The sequence below is a fragment of the Paraburkholderia sp. genome, from assembly GCF_026225065.1.
GTDB lineage: Bacteria > Pseudomonadota > Gammaproteobacteria > Burkholderiales > Burkholderiaceae > Paraburkholderia.
The window spans coordinates 13,986-35,158 of record NZ_JAMFSB010000376.1; the positions used below are offsets into that span (position 1 = coordinate 13,986).

Genomic DNA, 21,173 nt, shown 5'->3' on the forward strand with positions numbered 1-21,173 from the left:
GGGGGCCTCAATGCATGCTTGAGCAACGCCGCCCCTGAACAACAATCCGCTGACACTAACGCAAATACTGCACCTTGAGCGCGACGATCTCAGAAACGACGAACCGGATGTCGGCCGCCGCATTGGCAATCTGGTCGTTAAGGCCACGATGCATGCCCGCGATATGTTGCTGGCTTCCGCTCCCGGAAGCATTCAGCTTACGTTTCTTCTCTCTCAGGGCGGTAATCCGGGCCTCAACGCGAATCCGCTGATCTTTGAGTTCCGCTAGACGGGTTTCATAAGTGTGTTCGTCGGTATTCAGGCTTCCCGGCGCCAGCTGGTTATGGATGAACGCCATATCGTAGCTATGCTCGGCCCACTCTTCAGGTCGTAACCAGTCGCCCCATGCGCGCAGCTCAATGACCACGAGGCGTGTTTGCTTCTCCACTTCGCCAACCGTGTGTGCGCCATTGCCGTTCGACCGAACCTGCGGCACCGACACAATCTGGGTATCGAGCAAACCTAATGCGCCCAGCGATTGTTCGGGATCCGCGACGCCGTGGTGATCGATGAACTCAGGCGGCGGCGACATCATGTCGCGACTCGCTTCCCCACTCGCGATGATCGAGTCCATCCATGCGCCTACCGTTGGCCCGCGCGTGAAGCCGCGCTCGGTTTGGGTGTCGGAGATCTGGGTCTTGAATGTGTACGGTGAATCGAACAAGGGCTTGTCCTGCGATAGACCGAGCTGCTCAATGAACTGCGCCTTGTTCTCGGCAATCCACGCCTGGTCGGTATCGTTCAAGGCCTGATACATCTTGTCGAACCCGCTTCGGTTCATCAACATGAAACGGTACTTCGGATAGTCGAATTCCTTGAGCCGTTCGTCGATAAATTTTTTCAGATTGTCAACGTCCTCGCCTCCCAGCGCATCCACGGTCAGGCCATCTTCGGTGAGACAGGAATCGGTGTTGGCCTCTACCCACAGCTCGTGAAGAATATCGCCCGGATAGCCCAGTCCCTTGCACACGTCATCAATTTTCAGCGTGCTCCCTTGCGCGTACAGGCGCGCGAGTTCCTGGGCCACGTGACCGGCCCTGTGAAACTTGGTGAACTGCTTGTCGCTGTAGGTCGTCTGCATCGACTTTATGTAGTAGCTCAAGTACGACAGGAAGCCCTTTACGGCGGGACTTTGGTCGTTGGCGAGCTTTGTCGCCGCGTGGCGGTAGGCGTCCGATTTGGCGACGTCATGCTTGAGCGTGCCCCCGAGGAATTCGCGGGTCGTGGCTGCCTTGTTCTTCTCGAAGTGAAAACCCTTGTGGCCCTCGTCATAGCTCGCCGGGACATGGTTACCCTTCGCTAGCTTGTCGAGCAGTCCCGCCAGGTTTTCCATCGACACGCCAAAAGTGAATTGCGCCTTGGCCGACATGTTCGCGTCACTGGAAGGCGTGATTGACTCGTTTTCAAAACGTGGTTCCGGCGCGGTACCTAAAGCGTCTGCGATGGGGGTCGTGCCGCCGCCAGCATTCCCCAGAATATGCCGGGCCATCGCCACCATGGTGCTGACGGTCGCTTTCAACGCGGCCGCAGAATTGGCAGGCGGCTCGACCACAAATTCAAGGTTGTTGGCGTCGCTCTCGACTCGCCAGCCGACGCCATTGTAGATTGGCTTCTTGTGGTTCTCAGCCATATCACCGCTCACCGTCCAGTTGGTCTCGTACTCGACGCCGACGCGGCGCTGCGCGACCGCCGCCCCACCTGCGCCAGGCGCGGGCATCGGTATGGATTCGGCGCGTGGATTGAATTGCGCGGCAAGCGCGCCCATGCGATCTGCCTCGTTTTCCAGGGCTGGATCGTCGTTGAGGCGCGCACCCTTGGCTATCGTCGTAGCTCGGACCCGACCCTGCCGCTGCTGGGCAATGTGCCATGCCTCATGCGGCAGGTGACGTTCCTGGCCAGGGCCAAGGTGAATCGCGTTGCCGCGAGCAAAAGCAAGCGCCTGCATGCGCGCGGGCTCCGGCGAGTTGTAATGGACATTGACACCTTCCATCGACGTGCCCGACAACTGCTCGACACCCTGCCTCAGTCCATCCGGGATGCCGTGGGCCACGCCCGGCACCTGGACCCGCTGCGCGAGCACGCGCGGACTGCTGGCGATACCGGCGATAAGCTGCGCCTGGTCCCGCATGCGGGAGCTACCGGCCACCAGCTGGGCGAGACTGCTTTGCTGGACAGGCACGCCACGGGCAGGTTCGCCATTGATGGCGGACTCAGGAACCTTGCGTTTCTCACGTTCCATGGATAAGGGACCTTAACCCGTGTCGAACCTGCGGTTATACCGGTTCTGAATGCCAATTGCTTGCAAGCTTGGCCGTTTCAATGGTGAAGCGTTGAAGTCCGTGCCCGGTAAGTGAAAGAAGATTGATACGGTTCGTGCAGAATCCGGACGGCCCGTACATCGAACGCTTTGCCATTGGTGGGGAGCGCGCGGCCAGACGCGTTGCTTTTCCTAAAATTGCCAGACCGCGCCGGTCCAAGGCTAGTAGCTAAGCCATTCGCAACCGGCAAGCGCGTGCCATTGCGTGACCAGCGCTCCGATTTCCTCCGGACTCGGGGCGGGGCCCTGCGCCGGCAACAGATCTCTTACCAAATCGAGATCCAGTTCAACGGCGCCATTGGACTGCGAGCATGTCCGTCATCCAGCTCAACCGGATCATCGAGATTCGCCACGGAAGCGTATCGAGCAGCACGTCATACGCCTTCGTTTCGACGATCAGCGCCCAGTGATGCCCGGCGCTCTCGTCGCGCATCAAACGGCCGTTGCGCATCAGGAAGGACTCTCGCAGACCTTCCGTCGTGGTGTTGCGCAGTTTGTCCCAGTTTTGTCTGACGCCGCCCAGCAGTTCGTCGGAGACAGCCTGCTCACGGGCATCGGGCTCGCCCTCTGCGGCTGCGGCTAGCGGAGTCGACGGTACGATGCCGCACATCACCTTCGCAAGTGGCAACTCTGCTTCGTGCCGCGCATTGTGCCCGCTGGCAAGCCAATGTAGCAGATAGACGGCACGGCTGCGGGAGTCGAAGTCAATGAACGTGCCCTCACGAATCAGACCCAGCAATTCATAGTAGCGCTGCAAGTACGGCCAGAGTAGCACCATGCCCGCATTCGCCACGTAGATCGGATGACTTTCGTGCTTGACGGATTGACGTGGACGCTCGGGTGCGGCGCCCTCGTCCGAAGGCGCAATCTCGACACGGGGCGCCACGGCGCCGCCTCGATCGACTAGCGCCTCGCGGGCCGCAAGCCATGCTTGCCATTCACGCTCCAGCCCAGGCTCGACGCCAGCCAGCCGCACGGCACGCCGCCAGCGCGCGATCACCGTATGGGCCGCGCGCCCAGCCCTGTGGAGCGTCTCCTCGACGAGTACAGCAAGCATCGCGCGCACCGAACCTCGCCTGGCATGGAGCAGCCACGCAGCTTGAGCACGCGATATCATGAGCGCTGCATCCCGCGTGGCGAAGCCGGCAACCACCGACTGCAGCGCGAGGAGCGCGCTCGCGCGGCGTGGTGCCCCAGCTCGCGCAAGCCGCGCGAAGGCCGACGGATCGAGCGAGGCAAGCCGGGTGTGCATCGGCTCTACGGTCGCGTTTTCGCGCAATGCACGAGCAAGCAGTTGCGGTGCGGCGCGCGCGAGTTGCGCAATAGCCGCCTCAATCGACACGCCCGGTTCCCGCGATTGCTCTCCGTAGCGCATAAACAGCGCAAATTGCTGCCATGCCTGCGCGTGCGAAGGTCGCTCGCGTGCCAATCCAGCGGACCGCGTTTGCGTGCGATTCAGCTGGACCCCGCTGCGCGGCGTCTGCCTGGCCGCATCATGATCATCAGGTATGCTGAAGGATCTCGCCCTCAGCAAATCGCGCAGCACCGGACTGTCGTCTGCCGCCTCGTCAGCGAGTTCATCCGCGAGTCGCTCCGGTTTTAGATTGAGCCTGCGTGCAAGGCCGTCGAGCACGCGGTCGATGTACACCCGCTCCGAGGTCCGCGCCGCCGCGGGAGCCAATAGGGCAGCCAATAGGGCATGCTGAAGCGCGGCGAACTCTGGCCCATGCCGCGCTGTCGCCGCACATGAGCGGCCCGCGCGCAGCAAGCCGAGCGATAGAGCCGACATGTTTGGCGCCAACGCAGCGGCAAGACGCTGAAGACTGTCGGCCCGGAAGTGCCGCACAAGTCTGCGCAACATGTGCTCATCAGGACTGCGAGCCCGTAGCGCATCCGCGACTACGGCGAAATCGTCGCGCAAAACGGCGTCGAGCCAGGCGTCAGACGATCCCGATAGCCAGGGTAAAGCCTTCGGGGGGACCGTTCCGATCGCGACGAACTGGAGGAACGAAGCACCTGCAGCGGCAGCTTGAAGCAGTGTCGATGAGTGTTCGGAGAAAAGCGGCGCGTGCGAAATTTCTGCTGATGTTGACGACCGCTCGCCGGAATGCGCGCGCCAGCTTCGCAACAGCTTCAGTCCAAGGTCGACCTGCCGCCACTCTCGCGCGATCGCCAGGCCCGCGAACCACCGGCGCAGCGGTATGCCATATAACCCCGCGAGCCGGTTCAGTGCGTCTAACAGCATGTCCGAGGTAGTGACATGTGTCAGTTCTGGAACGGCCTGAAGCGCGCGACGCGGTAAGCGCAAAGCGTGGACAAGCATAGGCCACGCAAGCAATAACGCTCGCACAAAACGGTCTGCTTCGTGTCCAGTTGGCGTTTCATGGTTCGAGCTGGACTCGGGGGAAGTGGCCAATGCGGTGTGCGCGCTACGCCCCGCAACTCGAGCGTCGCCGCTTCGGTTCACCTCACCGCCCACACCGGCTTCAACAAGTCGCGCGCGCATCCAGCGGATGCGCCGTTTGCGCGCAAGGTCGCCATGCGTGACCAGCAACAGCACATCGTCAAACACGCGCTTGTCGAGTCCCGCGGCTTGTGCCGCGCGGGCCAGTATCTGCCCGAGCCATGCTCGCTCATCGAAGGCCTCGCTACGCGCCGCCGAAATGCATTCGAGCGTCGCAGCATTCAGGCCGCGCAGCAACGAGCGGCGCTGTGGGGCAGAAAATCCGGCATGCTCGATCAGGGCCTCCAGCGCGTTCAGCGAGCCAACCATCGCGCGGCGCGCCATCGGCTCGAAAGCGTCTATCAGCTGATCGCGCTGCCGTGCGTCCAGCGAAGCTGCGAGCCGCATAAGACGTGCCTCCCGCCCCATCTCCGAGTCGCGCCGCCGCAGCACCATGACGAGACGCAGCGGCACACGCTTTGCCAGACGGAGCACGAGCGCGGCGGGCGCGGTGGCGTCGGCGGTAAACCAGGGCCAGGCTCCCTGCTCCATATAAAAATCGAGTGCTTCCAGGTCGCGGTTTTCCGCTGCGCCTGCAGGTACCGGCGCGGCTTCGTCGGCGCTGTCCAAGGACGTCGCACCGTCCGCGCCGCCGCCCGCTTCACCGCTTCCGGACGCCGGGTGCACTTCGCTTGCGCTACCGCCTGCTGCATTTTTAACGGCCCTGCCTGGGTCCGTCTGTCTGCGCAATGCCGCCAGTACATCACGCAACGACTCATCCCGCTCCACGGCATAGTGGCCGTCCTCAACCCGCGCGAGCAGGCCGTCCAGCAAATCTGTGTATCTCACTCCTGCGTGCGCGGCGAGTCTCGTCAGCAGCGAGCCAAGAAACGCGCGCCGGTTAAAACGGCTGCCGCGATCGGCCAGCAGATAGGCGAATACTGTCTGCCATAGCACGGCGTCGAACGCTTGCTGGCTCATGGCGATGACGGGCGCCGCGCGATGATGGTCCGAAAACCGGTCAACATCGCCGATCACCTGCCGTGCATCGGTCGGCCGCAGGGCATGCACCGCCCGTGCACGTATTGAAGGATCGAGCGTTGCGACAAGGCGCTCGCGCCGCGCCTCTCTACGACCGTGATCGCGCAGCAGCAGGGCGACATCGTGTGCGGATACAGCAAGCGCGTCGGCGAACAGCCGGTTCACCGCTCGGGCATCCAGCATGGCACGCCCTTCGAGCCAATCAGCGAGCGCCGCGAGGTCAGCATTGTCCAGCCACTGCGTGCGGATGGACGGTCCGGCGCGGCCACGCTCGCTCGCAGGCGATGCGGGATACGCGTCGCGCCCACCCGGGTCGCTGGCAGGCTCCCATGGCCGTGCCGTCGAACCTGCCGCCCCCGCCGGGAAGCCAAACCGGTCTATCAGACGGTCCCGCAAAACCTTCGCGAGACGCTCTTCGAGTACTTTTTCGAGCCGGTCCGGCGGCGCGTCGCCGAGGTCGATCTCAAGCCGCTCAAGGATGCGCTCTGTTGCATCCTCGCTAAAGCCGCGCAATGCGTCATGCAGCAGCGTCGGCAGGCGCTCGCGGGCAAAGCGTGAAAGCCGGTCCGCAATCTGGTCGCCGTCGTCGCGCCGCTTCATCATTGGCTCCAGCACCACCCGGTTCACGAGCGGCGGACGTGTCATTTTCCAGCCCCATGGTTTACGCCGTGCCGACGACGCATACCGGGCTCATCATGGACACCGCCCTCAGCGGCGTCATCACCCTCCTCACGATCGCGCAGATCCATCCGCTCAATAAAAGCACGCATGGCCCGGGCCGTACCGCCTGGCCGCTCGCCTTGAGATTGATTCGCAAAACGATGCAGCTCCGAGCGCCATACGCCGTCGAGGCGCTCGAACTCCGTCATTTCGCCAAACCCGAGCCAGTAGCAGCGCACATCCAGATGCACGGGCGTGTTGTCGAATACGGTACGCTGCGCGAAAGCCCTGAATTCAGGGTCCTGAAAGCGAACCGGCCAGTTGGGGAAAAACAGACTCACACGCTGACGGTAGAAACCGTCGTCGGCACTAAGTTGATCCGGCCGCAACAGAATATGCTCGACCATATGGAAGCCCTCGCCCGATTGCAGCGCCCTCGCGTCGTGGCTCAGGCCACGCAGGTAATGCATCAACCGATCGCGCGCCGCATGAATCGCCTCCCGCGAGCCCGCGCGATGTATCTCCTGCGGCTTGTCTCCCGGCCAGGCGAAAGTCAGCACCCAACTGCCGGAACCGTCATGACTTACCCCGTACTGCGCATGGGCATCGTGCCGCACACTGTAATGCTCAGGCGTGAGCCCGTGCTCGAGCAGACTCGCAATGATCGCCGGTTGCTTCGCGCGGAATGTGAACGAACGCTGATTGGCAGGCGGCACGCGTGCGCCCGCGCCTTCCTCGCGCTCCACGTAGAGAAAGGGCGGGTTCTCGCGCGTCATGCGGAAATGCGCGCTGCGCAGCACACCGTCCGCGTCGGCCGGCACCTCGATGCCGAGCAACAGCGCGAGACGCCGCACGAAACCGTCGGCCGGTTCGTCGTCCTGACCACCGGGACCATAGTCGCTTTTCGTTAGCGCGCGGCCGTAGTCGGGTCCCGTGGCGCGGCCCGCGCCCAGCGGCACGAGGTTGCGCAGGAACAGGGTCTTCGCGCGCTGCAAACCGATCTGCAGCGCGGTGCCACCGTCGTCGCGCGGATCAAGCCGCGCCAGCAGGCTGTCCTCGAAGCGCTCGCCGAAACGGGCCAGCAAATGATCGAGGAAGCGATTGCGGCGTTCGACTGCCGGGTCGAAGCGCGCATTCAGCTCGGCGAGGCCCGCCAGATAGGCGCCCGGCAGCGTTTTGCCCGGCACGGCCGGCGAGGCTTCGATATAGGCGTCGTGCAACGAGGGCTCGTCGCGCAGGCGCACCACCCACGCGACCAGTTCGTCGCGCCCGAGGCGCGCGCTCTCAAGCGACGCATAGCGGATCTCGCCCGACGCCAGCAACTCGTGCTGCGCGTCGTGCAAGGTCAGCCGCAGCCAGCCACGATCGTCGCGCCTCACCCGGTAACGGCTGGGTTCGACCCCATGCAGCAACAGATCGCGCTCGCGCCGCGTGCGCGCCTGCGCGTCCGGCAGCGCACCGCTGTCGAGGACGATGCGTCCACCCCTGTCGGCGATCCGCACCGTAATCCCACTCAGCGCACGCACGATCAGATGCCGCGCCGTCTGCGCGGGATCGTCTACGCAGCGCGCCAGCAGCGCGGCCATCCGCGTCAGCGCGAATTGCGCACGCTCGAGCGTGCCATACCGTTCTTCACCGTACGCGAGCAGGTTGCCGTCGGCGGCATGAATGGTCAGGCGAAATTCCGCCTGACCCGACAGCTCCGGTTGCGCGATGCGTTCGATCTGATAGGCGTTCGCCGCCGCCCCACGCCGCACAAGTTCAGCGCGCACCGCGTGCGCATCGGACAGATTGCCCGTCTCGCGGCCGACCAGCACCACGCGTCGCTCGGCATCGATCACATAGACCCCGTGCTGCATCTGCTCGGTCCCGTCGGGACCGGTCCTTTGCGTCAGGAGCGCGAGCACGTCCGGCGGGTCGGTGTCGAGTTCGGGCGTATGGACGAGCGGCTGCCAGAAATAGCTGTGCTGAGCGGGCGGCCCGAGCTCCAGTGCAAACAGCTGCCACGCATTGGCAAGTTGTGCGAACTGGTTGGCGAGTAATTGCTCGAATAGTAGCAGGTAGCCCTTCAGTTGCTGCGCGAGCGCCTGGCGGCGGCGCCGGTCGGATGTCACTGGCACACTGCCTTGCAAACGCCCACCGGCGCTCTCCACGCTCCAGTGCGGCAACGCCGGCACGCCTTCACGGCCAATGCCGTAGGTCATGGGAAACTGATGCTGGATCGAGGTGTAATGCGGGAGATCCACGTACGAGGCGGTGGCCGCGCGGCCGTAACCCAACGCGCGCGTTTGCAGTTCAGCGTAATTCTGCTGGTCGGTCAGCGCTGCAATGAGCGCCTCGATACGACTATAGACGCGTGCCGAGTCGACCGATTGCGCGATGCCGCCTTCGAGTTCTAGCTGGATGGTGTAGGGGCGGCGTGTGGGCGGCTCGAAAATCGACGGCGCGAGGCGCGGCACCTCGTTCGGTTGCAGTGCAATCGCGTCGCCGGCTGCATTCAGACCGACGCCGGCCAGACTTACCTTCGAAACTCGCCGCACGCCCGGTACCGCCAGGATGATGTCGATCACCTGTTGGCGCGTCACATCGCGCCTGTAGTTGGCCAGACCGCTTTCGCCGATTACGCCCAGACCGAGCCGTGGCCCACGAAATATTTCGTCGGGCGGCATCCCGGCTTGCAGAAGCGCATCGGCTAGCTCGACCCTGGGAAACGGCACGAGGAAGTGCTGAAGGTCGAACAACACCTGGGCGAGCACGCCGACCGGGTCGGCATTGATGCCGACTTCGATCAGCGCATGCACCTCGATCGCATGCGGCTGCAGCAATACGACGCTCGCGAGATCTTCCCCGAGATTGCGCTGCGCGCGCATCTGCCGTACGACGGACTCGATCAGCGCGGCCCGTTCGTCGTCGCTTTTGATATCCTCGATAAAGCTCTCGACCCGGACTTCGTAGAGCCCCATGGACCACGCATAAGCGTCCGATGCTTTCGATGCCGCCGCCGGTCCCTGCCCCGCCACCGCGTCGCCCGGTGCCGCGAGCCAGGCGTTCTTCAGATGCACCACGCGGTCGTACAACATCCGCCGGTAATCGGCCACCGTCCACGGCGCGCTCGATAGAATGCGCTCGCCGGAGATCAGCGTATCGGCCGCTGCCGTCGTGCCCGGCGCGGGCGCCAGCAGCACCGGCACTGGTTGGCTGTTGCGCAAGCCGAGATCGGTCAACGCATAGCAAAGCTGTTCGAGGATCGTGACGCCGGGATCGTGCTCGTTATAGTCGGTCCAGGTGTCTTCAGTCAGCCGCTGGCAATAATCGAGGCCAAGCGCGAGCAGTGCCGCATAGTCCTGTGCGGGGTTGGCGGGCGGATCGCGCGGAATGGAGGGGGACGAGCTCATCGCGACAACCGCCGCAGCGCAGGCACGAAGGCAAAGGACGGATTAGCCGGCATGCCGGGTCACCACAGGCGTGTAATGTGAAAGCGGATCTGGGCCGCCTGCCCGCTGTCGTCGCGCCCGTAGTCGAAGTGCGTGCGAATTGCGAGGTCGTAGCCCGTAGGACGGGCAAACCAGTGACTGCGGCGCGGACGCCAGCACAACTCGATACGGCGCAGCCAACTCCAGCCGCGCTCGGTGCGGGTGATACGAATGCCCTTGCGGCTGCCGTTGAAGCTCGTCACGACGACCGCATGCAGCATGGCGTGCCGGCCCGACGCAGCGCTACCCGAAGCGTGGGCGACGATCTCGAACGCGCAGCAGGCGTTCACCACCGGCAGCATGACTTGCCATCGTCCGTTGGCGGGTAACTTGCCGGGCGCCACCGAATCGCCGCCCGGAAACGCCGGCTTCGCCGCCAGCACCGACGGCACGTAGCTGCCCACTCGCGCCGCTGCGGCCAGCCAGCCGTCGACGGCGAGCGGCGCCGCCACATTGCCGGCCGGGATCCGCCATTGGCCGGCCTCTCCCAGGCTCAGCAGCGTGCGTTGCCCTTCGATCAACGACGCGAGCCCAGCGTCGCCGTTCTGGAGTCCGAAGTGACGCTTGCCTACTTGCAGAGTGCCGCTATCGCCGTTCAGCGCGCCGGCGCCGGCCGGGGTATCGCCTTCGCCGCTCTCGTCGACGCGCTCGCCACGATGCACGAACGAATCGATCAGGATCCCGAAGTCTGCGCCGCTCGGCCGTGCGCCGTCGCTAAACAGCTTCTTCAGCGCCGCTCGGGACGCGATCTCGGATGTGGGTGTGGTGGCCATGGTATTAAGCGTCGTTGAAATCGGCAGAACCATCGGCAGCGCCGAGAGTGCCGTTGTCGGTATCGTTATCGGGAAAATCGATAAAAGCGTCCTGCAGCAGCGCAGCTTCGCGCTGATCGTGCCCACGGTGCCGGTCTTCACGGTCCGCGCCGTCGCGACCGCGCCGTGCACGACGCAGTTCCCGATCGAGAAACTTCACGTAGTACACCGCTTGCCTCGCGGGTGCATCCGGTGCGGGTGTGGGCGCCGACGCCGGCGCGGCAATAAAGTCCTCGCCGATAGTCAGGCTGCCGATTCCCGGCGGCGCCGGATCCGGTTGCGGCGCGCTGCCCGTGGACGCGCGATCGGCTCCATCCTGAAGCGGCGCGTCAACCTGTTTCAGTGCGTGACCGCCGGAAGGCACCAGCACGGACCATGGCGTACCCGGACGTACCCTTTCATCCTGACCGAACCAGCTTTCGCGCCAATCGTCGCCGGTACCGTCGGGTGAGACGTTGTACAGCACCACCATGTGGAACTCTTCGAGCGACTCGACGTAATCGCGCTGCCGGATAAAGCTGGCAATCGAATTGCCGTCGATTGCGCCGTAGCCGATCGGTAAGCGACCCTCAGGTTGTGCATGCCACGGCGCGAGCGCGGCGTCGAGCTCGCGGCTCAGCAGGTTGAGGTAGAACGCGCCGCTCGTGGCCCGCTTCAGCCGCACCGCGGCGACCACCTTGAGGCGCTCGTAGGCCGGATTGCGCACCGTCAGCCGACACAGGAACGGCGACACATAGGGGCGCAACAGATTCACCACACCGCGCAAGGTGGTCTGATCGACGTACGACTCGTACGTGTCGCCAGACTGTGCCGCGACCGCAATCACCACTTCCCCCGCCGCCAGCGGGGGCGAGGCGCTGTAGCCCCGGCTATTGCCCGGTCCAATGCATTTGGCCTGGGCGATGTTAGCGAAGCCGCCCAGCACGAGGCGCTCGTAGTCGTACGGCTGGATCGCGCGCTGCTTGTGGCGCAGCCGTTCGGCGACGCGTGCGGAGAAGCCTTGCGGCGTTTCGGCGGGCAGCCCCCCCCAGCTCGGCAATGGCTGCAGCACCGCCTTGATCGCCGGCAGCTTGCTGACCAGTCCGCTGACGCTCTGCGGCGGTAGATTCGCAATCACCGTTGCGCCGCCTGTCACGCGGCTGGCCGCTACCCCATTCGGCAGAATCGCAATGGTGTCGCACACTAGCGCCAGGCCGTCCGTGCCGGAGACCATCGCGGCTAGCCAGATATGCCCGGCGGGCATCAACGTCGAGTGCTCGTCGAACTGCAACGGAAGCACGAGCTCGACGATACCCGAGCATGTCAGGCCGTAAGTCGAATCGCTCAGCACGTCCTGCTTCTTGAAGCGCTGCCAGCGATTGCCGTCGAGGTAATACCAGAGGAGGCCGCTACCGCCGTCGCGCTCGTCCCGCCGGTCGCTCTGGGTGAAATCAAAGCTTTGCGCGGCGTGACGGTCAGCCAGTTGAAACAGTAGACTCAAGGTGTCACCGGGCGACGCGTCCAGGAGACCGATAAACAACGCGCCCCGCACGCCGTCGGGCACGAAGCGGGTGTCGAGGCCGTGCCGCGCGCGCACGTAACCGAATGGCGCGAGCGTATAGAAACGCAGCGGATTACCGTCGTCGAGCGAGTCGAACTCAACGTGTGCTGCACTCGTGTAGTCGAGCGACAGGGCGCTTGCCATCGGCACGAACGGCGGCTTCGGGATTGGCACCAGGTCACCTGGCCCGGGCTTGCGCGGCGCGCGCGAGTTTTGCAACACCGCCTGCGCGAGCGCCTGCGAATAAACGTCATATCCGAAAGCGCCAACCGGCGCGGCCAGGGCGATCCGCAACGCGCCCGCTTCCGAACCGGGCACGATTGCCGAGGCCAGGGTGACGGGTGTCGTACCCGCAGCAGCAGGCGTCGCGGGAGTGGCGCAGTCGATCTCGAAGCGAGTGGACGCGGCAACCTCGGTGGAGGGCCCCGTCGACCCGCCCTCGGCCGGCGCAAAAAGCGCGAAGCGCGAGGTACGCACAGCGCTCGTCGGCCGCCAGGCAATGCCGTCGTTGCGCTCGATGCCCACCGCGAACGAATCGCGCGTTAGCGGCTCGCCGTTTGCATCCGGCGGATAGCCGCGGTAGTACGCGGAGAATCCGCCCGCGCCAGGCAGGTTGAACCAGTCGATCTGCAACCCGATATGCGACACCGGCTTGCAGGCGAGTTCGGGCGAACCGACCTGCAGAAATCCGCCGAGGGTCGGCGCCGGCCCGAATGGCATGAAAGGCTTGCCGGCCACGAGCGGCCCCAAGGTGTTTTGCAATTCGAGCGTCTGAAGCCCGTGCACCTGGACCTCGAGATCCGCGCTGCGGGCGCGCAACGCTTCGAAAAACGAATAACCGTACACCCGCGCCGTCGGGTTCATCGTGACGCGTAGCAATGGCAGCGGCTGCGCCTGCGCACTATCGAATGCCAGCGTCGGATTGGCGAGCACGGCGGGCGCCGCGGCTGACAGCTCGATCACGAGATCGAGGGTGTTGCGCTCGCTCACCACCAGGCGCGCGCGTTGCGGCGTGAACCAGCCGTCCTTGCCGCTCAGGCTGACCAGACAGACATCGGCGAGAAGGCTGTTGAGGAGGTCGGCGGAGCTAGCTGGTGGCGACGCGGAAGGCTCTGCAACGGGCGCCTGCCCGAGCGAGCGGGCGTACGCGGCCGCGAGGCGCTCAAGGCGAGCGTATGCGTCGTCCGCCGCAGCCGGCGGCCGGGCCGCGAGCGCCACGCCTTCGCCCGGCGCACCTAGCTCGAAGCTGAGGGTGATGGTGCGCTCGCCGCCCATCAACAGCAGAAGCGGCGAGGCAATCGCGAAGCCCACCTGAGCGTCGGGCGCCGCATTGCCCGCAGCGAGCGCGTCCGCACGAGCCGGGCCGAATGTCGGCCAACCTACCCCCGGTGCAACGAGCTTCGCGCTGCAGCCGTCGGCGGAATCGGCCTTCGGATACGCGACGATCGAAGTCAGCGGCTGGTTCTCGCTGCTGCCGCCGCCGTCCACGTAAGTGGCGCTCAGCGCCATCACGGAGGTGATCCGCGCCGGCGTGACAACGAGCGGCGCGGCGGTAGCGAACTCGATCGGTGCACCCGCTCCGTCCACCCCCGCCGCAAGCCTGCGCCCGGATTCGAGCAACAGGGGCGCCGCACGCGGTGCCAGTGCAAACGCCACCAGCGTCTGGTCCGCCTGGCTTGGGCGTGGCGCGAGCCGCAAAACCTGCGTCAGGTAGTACTGCAAATGCCGCTCGGTGAACTGGTTCAGATCGCCCTGTGTCACGCTGAGAAGCTTCACGAACGCAATCAGCAGGCCGGCCTGCGGCGCGTGATCCTTGCTCTCGTGCTGCGATGACTCCAGATAGCGGCGCGCCAGCAGCTTGAGATTTTCCAGCGCGCGCTCAAACGCGCTTTCCACCGGGGCGAGATCCTGCGCATCGAAGGTAAGGCTGCGGCTATGACCGTCGTCCTTCGACCAGAGCGGTGCGAAGCTCAGGTTCGCGCGTTCGGCAAAGCGCCGCCAGCCAGGGCCAAGCAGACGGCTCGCATCGATCTGTTGGGTATAGCGTCGCAGGTCGTTGACGATCACCTGCTCGAGATTGATAGCGAACGGATGGACTTCGATACCGGTCGTCTCGAGGCGCGCCGCGGTCACATACCAGGCGTCAATGCGCTGCGCGATCGTGAAGATCCGCAGCAGCGACGCCGGCTCCGAAGCGCCGTGGTCACGTTCGTCTGCCTGACTCGCCGAAGCCCGCGCCGCAGCATGGGCAGCGAGCGACCCGGCCGTGGTCGCGCAAACCTGGGCGAGCAAAAAGCTCTCGTCCTGCTCGAGAAAGCGACCCCAGTCGCCGGCCGGCTCGCCCTGCCCATCGACGAATCCCACCAGGCGAGCGAACTCGGCGAGCCATGCCAGCATCTCGGGCAGACCGCGTTCGTCCACCTGCGCCGATGCCGGATCGAGCCCGCGCAGGTAACGCGAGCGCTGCGTTTCGCCGCGGCCATAGACAAACGAATGGGTCTGATCGGTCATGGTCAGTTACGGGGACGTCGAATGCATGCCGCCCCCGCCTAGAGGCGCGGCGGCGCAGCCCGACGTGCCGTCAGGTTAGTGCCTTCGTCATGACAGAACGGAATCACGATATTGCTGCGGCTGTTGGTGCGGCGCACCGTGTACTCGATCGAAAGCGAGGCAATGCCGTTAGGCATGTCGATCTCAATGCCAATCTCCTGGACGTCGATACGTGGCTCGTAGAACAGGATCGCGTCGGACACGAGGCGGCGGATTTGCGTCTGAGTATTCGCGTCGAGCGCGGCGAATACGAAACTGTTCAACGCGCAGCCGTAGTTCGGGACCATCAGGCGTTCGCCCGGCAAGGTGGTTAGAAGGACGTAAAGGCTTTCGCGGATATCCGCGTCGGCCTCCACCATCGACACCTCGCCCGTATGCGTGTCGAAACTTGGTGGAAAACTCCAACCACGGCCGAGAAACACCGGCCTGCCTGCGAATCCGTCACGCGCCACGGTCAGCCTCCAATCATTACGGTCGGCAGGCCAAACGCCACCAGTCCGCCGTGCGCCGTGGTGTCGCCCATGCGCGCCGCCGGCCGGCCGCCGATCAACACGGTGGCCGATCCCTTGACGATCACATCCGGCGGCCCGACGCAGGTGGCCATATCGCCAAGAACCGAGGCCGGCAGTCCGCCGATCAGGACGTTGGGCACACCCGGCCCGATGACGGGACCGCCCACGTGCGGGATGGGCGGCAGGCCGGGGGTCACCATCGGACAGGTATGCAAGTCGGTCACACGGGCGGCGGGGGGCATGGCACGGTCCTCGATCGGTGTCGTGGGTTCAGTGAAATTCAGTTGATCGAAACGAGTGCGCCGCGTACCGTCACCTGGCCGGACGCGGTCAGCTCAGCGGACACCTGCCCTTGCGCGACAAACGACATTGACGCCTTGGCGGCAATCTGCGGCGCGTCCAGTGTCACGCTAGCGGTCGACTTGACGGTGACACCGGCCTGCGCGTCGAGCGTCATCGAGCCATCGGCCTTTATGGTGATATTGCCGGGGCTTGTGAGCGACACGCCATCCGAGGACATCTTCAAGGAGTTCCTGCTGGAGTCGATGACCGTCACGGTCTTGCTGTCGTCGTCGAGGGTAACCACATGGCCGCCCGGCGTGCTGATGCTGATCTGCTTCTTCTCTTCGTCGATCTGGATCGTGACCTGCGAGCGCGACACGATGGCCTTGGTGGTGTTCTGTGCATCGGGCGTGCGCGGCGGCATGTGGGCGCCGCTGTAGAGGCTGCCGAGAATCACAGGATAAGCCGGATCGCTGTTGAGAAAGCCGAGCACCACTTCGTCGCCGATCTCCGGCATGAAAAACATCCCCGCGCCGCTGCTGGCATAGCCGTTGGCGAGGCGCGCCCACACACCGTCGCCGTCCATCTTGACAAGCGGCACGTGGACCTGGACCCGCGTCTGGCCGTCAGGGTCCTCGTCGATCTTGACCACCTTGCCGGTCAGCAGACCCTGGACCCCAGGCGCGAGGCCCGCGGCAGGCGGCGCTTCGATATCGGCCTGTTCGGCCACAAACGGACGTGGCGACATCCCAAAGCGCGCTTCAGTAGTCCAGTCGCCCTGCTCTATGCGGTGTACGACGCCGCTTACATACGCCGCGCCGTTAAAGCGCGCGCCCACGCCGCCAAGTTCGATCAACCGCCCCAGCTTCACCTTCGCGTCGCCAGGCATGCTAACCGTGCCGCGCAGCGCACCCATACGCGACTTCAGCAATTGCGCGCTTGCCCAGCTGGAGAGTTCGCCGTCCGCCAGCGTGGCTGCGCTCTGCCAGTCGTAACCCGATACGCCGAGCGTGCCGGCGAGCTTCGCGCCGCTCAGGTTGCCCTGCGCGTTCAAGGCCGGCTCGGAGGACTGGCCTTCTACCATCGCCTGCACGTTCGGATCCCATGCACGGCAGGTCACCGAGGCCAGTTGTGAGCGCGCGTCGATTTCCGCATCAAATTCCTGCAGTGCATCGCCGAAGTTGACCGTCACACCAGCGTCGTCGCTGAACGACGGCGCCGCCACCCGCACCGCGCCGTTCTCAACCATCACTACCATGCCGCACGCCTCGGCACGGGTCATCATGAAGTCCCAGTCCGAGGCGAAGTAACGCACGAGGCTTTTGCGCACCCCCGGGGTGGATTGCACGTCGGCGCTCAAGCCGTTCGCCGAGATCAGTGACTCCATCACCGCGCTGTCGGTCTGATCCACATAGACGTTGTTACGGCGCGCCACCGTCATTTTGAGTGCCTTGTCGGCGCAATTGACGACCAGGTTCGCGCGACCGTCGCGAATCCGCAAGCCATGCCGTACCACAATGCCCTTGAACAAGGAAACGTACTGGCTGTGGTAGCCCGCGAGAATTTCGATTTCCGCGCCCGGCACGAACAACGACGACTCGCTCCAGGCAAACTCGCCGGTGGTCGCGTGGCCGTCGATCAGCGTGACGCGCGCCTGCGGAATGCGGTTGATCTCGCTCGTCACGCGTACCGCCGAGACCTCGCAGGAATCGGGAATCGCGCTCCCTGCTACCTTGATCGACACCGAGACCAGGTCGATGCGGCCCGACAGCGGTGTACTCATGACGACGCTCCTAGGGGCGGGAAAATGACGCTCGTGCCCGGGCGCAGATTGCGGAAATCCGTGAGACCGTTATAACGCGCGACCTCCAGATAAAACCGGCTATCGCCATAGATCCGGAAGCACATCAACGGTAGCGTGTCGCCCGCCACGGCGACACGCGCGTGCGTGAGATCGGGCGAAGTCTTGTTCGCGAGGCGCGCCAGTTCATCGGCGCTCAGAAACTGGACCAGCGAGATTTTCAGTTTCGCGCGCAGCGGTGTGCCATCCGGGTCGAACAGCTGATATTCGATGTCGAGCGAGGTAAGCCGGCATTTGAAATCCAGCGACTTGCCCCACACCAGGTGCAAATAGTTCGGACTATGAATCGATCCATTGAAATCGTAGGCCACCGTGCGGAATCTGGCGATCTCGTCGTTTACGCTGGCGATGCCGTCGATCACGCCGGTGGCGTCGAGGTAGAACTCGAAGCTGACGGTCTGCGGCTCGATCGTCACGTAGCGCATCACGCGCCCCGCCGTGTCGGTGGTCTTGTTCGGGTCGTACGTGGTCTTGAACTGCTGGGAAAACGAGGCGGGGTTGATCTTAAGCGTGTAGCTGCCTGCCGATGCGCTGAAGCGCTCGTCGTTGTAGCCCTTTACGACAACTTTCTCGAGTTTGCCCATCAACGCTCCACGCCGCGTTGCAGAGCTGCCTCGATACGTTCCTCGCAGGCGTCGAGAAGATCCGCCTTGAGGACGGCCAGCCGCTCCTCGAGGCGAGCGGGTTCGGCGTCGCCGGCCTGCTCAGTGACGTTGACGCGAATGACCAACTCCCGTATTTCAATCATTGTTCAATGGCCAGTCTGCCGCGGCACACGCGCTTAATTGCCGCCCGTGCGCCGCGTAAAGTAATTGTACGAGAACTCGAGCGTTTCCATCGCGAGCTTGTTTTCCTGGGCGTTGAACGAGGCGACACTCCACTTGACCGGCCATGCATTGACGAAATTCCACGTCATCAGCGGATTGGCGTTGTGGTCGAGCAACGACAACTGCACCGAGCGCGGCGTGATCTGCCCGGACAGATCGCTTTCGAGAATGCGCCGACACCACACGGCAAGCGACGACGACGCAGTCATCATGCCGCGCTTGAGCACGAGGTTGCCGTACTTCGCACGTTCCGGAACCCTGTACGTAAAACGGTTCTCCCCACCCTCCTTGATTTCCGTCACGGTGAATTCGGCGTCCATGCCGCTTGCTTCCATGAAGGCGGCATCATCTGCGCCCGAGATGCCCTGGAACGCAAGCGTGAAATAGAAACTGACGGGCGGGTAATAATCGGACATCGTCCCTGTGCTGCAATGCGCGACCGCGGGACTCGCACGACGTTCCGGTCCCGCCTGCGGAACCAGTTGCCACGCGAGCGCGCGCCTCGTTACTGGTTCACGACCTTCAATCCTTCGTGCGCGAACTCGATGGTCTCGACCGCCACTTCGTTGCCGTCGGACTTGAGATCAGTGCCGGTGATCTTGGTAGGCCACGCATTCGCAAGCGTCCAGACCATGGTCGGCGAGCCGCTCTGGTCGAGCAGCTTGATCGTGACCGTGACGCGTGCGATCAGATTCATCGAAATCTTCGAGTACATATCGAAGAATTTGTTGTCCTTCACGAAGATGCCCTTCTTCAACGTGACATTGCCAAACTTTGCAATGCCGGGCATCTTGATCGTCGAGAACACCTTATTGTTGCCGGCGCGATATTCGATCACCTGAGTTTCGGTGTCGAGACCGCTGACTTCCTGGAACGGCAAATTGGTCTGGCTACCGATGTCGACCGAGAAGTAGAACTTCGGCAACGGCCACACGTTGCCTTGCGATTCACCTGCCATGCTGGACTCTCCTAGAGCGTGCTATATCAGGACACCTGCATCTGCTGCTTGAACGTGAGTTCGATGAACTCCGCCGGCCGGACCGGTGCGACCAGAATCAGCACTTTCAGCAACCCGTTGTTGATGTCGTCGGCCGTCATGGTGACGTTCAGGCCGACGCTAACCGAGAACGCATCGCTCGCCTTGGCGCCCGCCAGCGCGCCCGCTTTCCACTGGTTCGTGAGGAAGTTTTCAATCATGCTCTGCACGGTGACCCAGGTCGTCGCCGTATTCGGTGCGAACACGTATGGCTGCATGGCAATCTTGATCGACTGCTCGAACATGATCAGCGTGCGACGCACGTTAATGTAGCGCCAGTCGTTGCTGTTGCCATCCAGGGTACGCGCGCCCCATACGATCGTGCCGCGACCGGGAAAAGCCCTGATCGCATTGACCGCCTTGCCTTCGAGCGGCATATTCAGGTCTTCCTGATCGAGATCCGACAGGTTGACCGCAGGCGCGATGACCGAGTTGATGCTGGTGTTGGCCGGCGCCTTGAAGACGCCCTGCGTCGCGTCGATGCGGCCGTAAATGCCGGCTATCGCGCCGCTCGGCGGCAACAGGTTGAGCTTGGTGGCGACGTCGCCCATTACCTGCGCGTACAGCGGACTCGACGTATTCAGCACCTGATGCAGCGCGGTGATCTGTTGCGGCGTGGGGGTCGCAACTGGACTCGGCGCGGGTGCAGGCCCAGGTGCGGGTGCGGGTGCTGGCGCCGGAGCTGGATCCGGTGCGGGTGCCGGTGCCGGCGCGGGGTCTGGTGCAGGCGCCGGCGCTGGAACCGGTGTGTTGCTGCCGCTGCCGCCCGCAGGACCTGCCGGCGACTTCAATTGCTGGATCTTCAGCGTCAGCGCCGCCAGCTTGGCCTTATTCGCGTCACCCGCGAGCCTCGTGTTTGCGTCGATGGTTAGCGCCGTAACAAATGCGTCGAGCGAATCTGAGCTGATCGCGGTGAAATCAACGCTGTCGACGATCTGGGTATTGAGCCACGGGTAATAGGCCGCACCGTAGTTCAGAAAGTCAGTGCCCACAGAAGTGCGGAAGGCGGTGATCTGATCGGCCGAGTCCTGGCCACGCTTTTTGTCGCCGCCTGGCACATCGAAGATCGCCACGCGGCTTTGCATTGTGTCGCAATGGGCGAGGAACAGCGGGGGCAACTTGGACGGATCACCCAGATTCACGGCGTCCGGAGCGACCAGCATGGTCGGCTCCGTTTCGCGCGTGAGCGCGTCGAGCGCAGGCTGAAAATCACTCGAAGCACGACCCGTCTTCGTGTAAGGGCCGACCGACACGATGTAGCAAGGTCCGCCGCCATTGTCGAAGTAGATGCGCAGGCTGTAGTAAAGGAGAAACTGCGCGCTGGCCGCGGCCGTCAGCGTATAACCGCTGCCAGCACTTGCGGCAGCGAACGAAAACGCTGGCGCGGGCGGCCCGCCGAAATACGTCTGATAGTCCGCCATCGACTCAATGCGCCATGGCACATTCTGGAGCGAATCCGTGCCATTCAGGGCACGCTCGGTATAGCCGATAAACGCAGGAACAGCCGTTTCGACTTCCACCACCGAGTTGGGAAACGCGTCCTCTTCGACGATGTAGACACCCGGTACCTTGTACTGCGCCATGCTCTCTCCTTTTCCCAATGGAATGCGGGAAGGTCTTTATCTGCTCAGGGCAGCCATCGATGCAAGATCACACAGGCGCGACGAGACCGCACAGGCAAGCCGCGCAGGTCGAGAAACGCCGGATTAAAAACGTGATGCGATGGAAAGGAAGCTCAAGCCACCTATGTTTTCTGGTCTGCCTCATTCGGTCTGATACG

13 protein-coding genes are annotated in these 21,173 nt (G+C 63.9%); all 13 read right to left on the reverse strand.

All coding sequences use genetic code 11. The annotated features are described in order from the left end of the window. Window positions 1–55 precede the first annotated feature (55 nt). Window positions 56–2,278, reverse strand: coding sequence for a DUF4157 domain-containing protein (locus M0954_RS26430; protein WP_297356403.1), 2,223 nt, complete (start codon window positions 2,276–2,278; stop codon window positions 56–58). 364 nt (window positions 2,279–2,642) lie between these two features. After that, window positions 2,643–6,485, reverse strand: a complete 3,843-nt coding sequence (locus M0954_RS26435; RefSeq protein WP_297356405.1) for a contractile injection system tape measure protein — start codon at window positions 6,483–6,485, stop codon at window positions 2,643–2,645. Next, on the reverse strand, window positions 6,482–9,895 hold the full coding sequence (locus tag M0954_RS26440; protein ID WP_297356407.1) for a hypothetical protein: 3,414 nt from the start codon (window positions 9,893–9,895) through the stop codon (window positions 6,482–6,484). The genes M0954_RS26435 and M0954_RS26440 overlap by 4 nt, the downstream gene beginning before the upstream one ends. Window positions 9,896–9,954: 59 nt before the next feature. Then, a complete protein-coding gene (locus M0954_RS26445) occupies window positions 9,955–10,746 on the reverse strand; it encodes a hypothetical protein (RefSeq protein WP_123388009.1) in 792 nt (263 codons plus the stop codon). 4 nt (window positions 10,747–10,750) lie between these two features. After that, window positions 10,751–14,836 carry a baseplate J/gp47 family protein gene (locus tag M0954_RS26450; protein WP_297356409.1) on the reverse strand — a complete coding sequence of 1,362 codons (4,086 nt, stop codon included), beginning with the start codon at window positions 14,834–14,836 and terminating at the stop codon, window positions 10,751–10,753. 38 nt (window positions 14,837–14,874) lie between these two features. Next, window positions 14,875–15,327: a GPW/gp25 family protein gene (locus M0954_RS26455; protein ID WP_208297193.1), complete on the reverse strand. Its 453-nt coding sequence runs from the start codon at window positions 15,325–15,327 to the stop codon at window positions 14,875–14,877. 2 nt (window positions 15,328–15,329) lie between these two features. Continuing rightward, the gene (locus tag M0954_RS26460) at window positions 15,330–15,629 is read right to left on the reverse strand and encodes a PAAR domain-containing protein (protein ID WP_122158657.1); all 300 of its coding nucleotides are present in this window, start codon (window positions 15,627–15,629) and stop codon (window positions 15,330–15,332) included. Between the two features lie 38 nt (window positions 15,630–15,667). Next, entirely contained in the window at window positions 15,668–17,452 is a 1,785-nt protein-coding gene (gene vgrG, locus M0954_RS26465) for a type VI secretion system tip protein VgrG (protein ID WP_123388011.1), read from the reverse strand. After that, the gene (locus tag M0954_RS26470; RefSeq protein WP_122158655.1) at window positions 17,449–18,114 is read right to left on the reverse strand and encodes a LysM peptidoglycan-binding domain-containing protein; all 666 of its coding nucleotides are present in this window, start codon (window positions 18,112–18,114) and stop codon (window positions 17,449–17,451) included. Before M0954_RS26470 ends, vgrG begins: the two co-directional genes overlap by 4 nt. Further along, window positions 18,114–18,278: a DUF5908 family protein gene (locus M0954_RS26475; RefSeq protein WP_166660838.1), complete on the reverse strand. Its 165-nt coding sequence runs from the start codon at window positions 18,276–18,278 to the stop codon at window positions 18,114–18,116. The genes M0954_RS26470 and M0954_RS26475 overlap by 1 nt, the downstream gene beginning before the upstream one ends. Window positions 18,279–18,311: 33 nt before the next feature. Further along, the gene (locus tag M0954_RS26480; protein WP_122158654.1) at window positions 18,312–18,773 is read right to left on the reverse strand and encodes a phage tail protein; all 462 of its coding nucleotides are present in this window, start codon (window positions 18,771–18,773) and stop codon (window positions 18,312–18,314) included. Between the two features lie 89 nt (window positions 18,774–18,862). Next, window positions 18,863–19,315 (reverse strand): phage tail protein, encoded by a 453-nt coding sequence (locus M0954_RS26485; RefSeq protein ID WP_123388012.1) that lies wholly within the window; start codon window positions 19,313–19,315, stop codon window positions 18,863–18,865. 26 nt (window positions 19,316–19,341) lie between these two features. Next, window positions 19,342–20,976, reverse strand: a complete 1,635-nt coding sequence (locus M0954_RS26490; protein ID WP_133893372.1) for a phage tail sheath C-terminal domain-containing protein — start codon at window positions 20,974–20,976, stop codon at window positions 19,342–19,344. Window positions 20,977–21,173 lie beyond the last annotated feature (197 nt).

What these genes read in the sequence shown, in the direction of transcription:
- M0954_RS26430 (WP_297356403.1), bottom strand. Translation starts at nt 2,278, where the DNA reads ATGGAACGTGAGAAACGCAAGGTTCCTGAGTCCGCCATCAATGGCGAA.
- M0954_RS26435 (WP_297356405.1), bottom strand. Translation starts at nt 6,485, where the DNA reads ATGACACGTCCGCCGCTCGTGAACCGGGTGGTGCTGGAGCCAATGATG.
- M0954_RS26440 (WP_297356407.1), bottom strand. Translation starts at nt 9,895, where the DNA reads ATGAGCTCGTCCCCCTCCATTCCGCGCGATCCGCCCGCCAACCCCGCA.
- M0954_RS26445 (WP_123388009.1), bottom strand. Translation starts at nt 10,746, where the DNA reads ATGGCCACCACACCCACATCCGAGATCGCGTCCCGAGCGGCGCTGAAG.
- M0954_RS26450 (WP_297356409.1), bottom strand. Translation starts at nt 14,836, where the DNA reads ATGACCGATCAGACCCATTCGTTTGTCTATGGCCGCGGCGAAACGCAG.
- M0954_RS26460 (WP_122158657.1), bottom strand. Translation starts at nt 15,629, where the DNA reads ATGCCCCCCGCCGCCCGTGTGACCGACTTGCATACCTGTCCGATGGTG.
- vgrG (WP_123388011.1), bottom strand. Translation starts at nt 17,452, where the DNA reads ATGAGTACACCGCTGTCGGGCCGCATCGACCTGGTCTCGGTGTCGATC.
- M0954_RS26470 (WP_122158655.1), bottom strand. Translation starts at nt 18,114, where the DNA reads ATGGGCAAACTCGAGAAAGTTGTCGTAAAGGGCTACAACGACGAGCGC.
- M0954_RS26475 (WP_166660838.1), bottom strand. Translation starts at nt 18,278, where the DNA reads ATGATTGAAATACGGGAGTTGGTCATTCGCGTCAACGTCACTGAGCAG.
- M0954_RS26480 (WP_122158654.1), bottom strand. Translation starts at nt 18,773, where the DNA reads ATGTCCGATTATTACCCGCCCGTCAGTTTCTATTTCACGCTTGCGTTC.
- M0954_RS26485 (WP_123388012.1), bottom strand. Translation starts at nt 19,315, where the DNA reads ATGGCAGGTGAATCGCAAGGCAACGTGTGGCCGTTGCCGAAGTTCTAC.
- M0954_RS26490 (WP_133893372.1), bottom strand. Translation starts at nt 20,976, where the DNA reads ATGGCGCAGTACAAGGTACCGGGTGTCTACATCGTCGAAGAGGACGCG.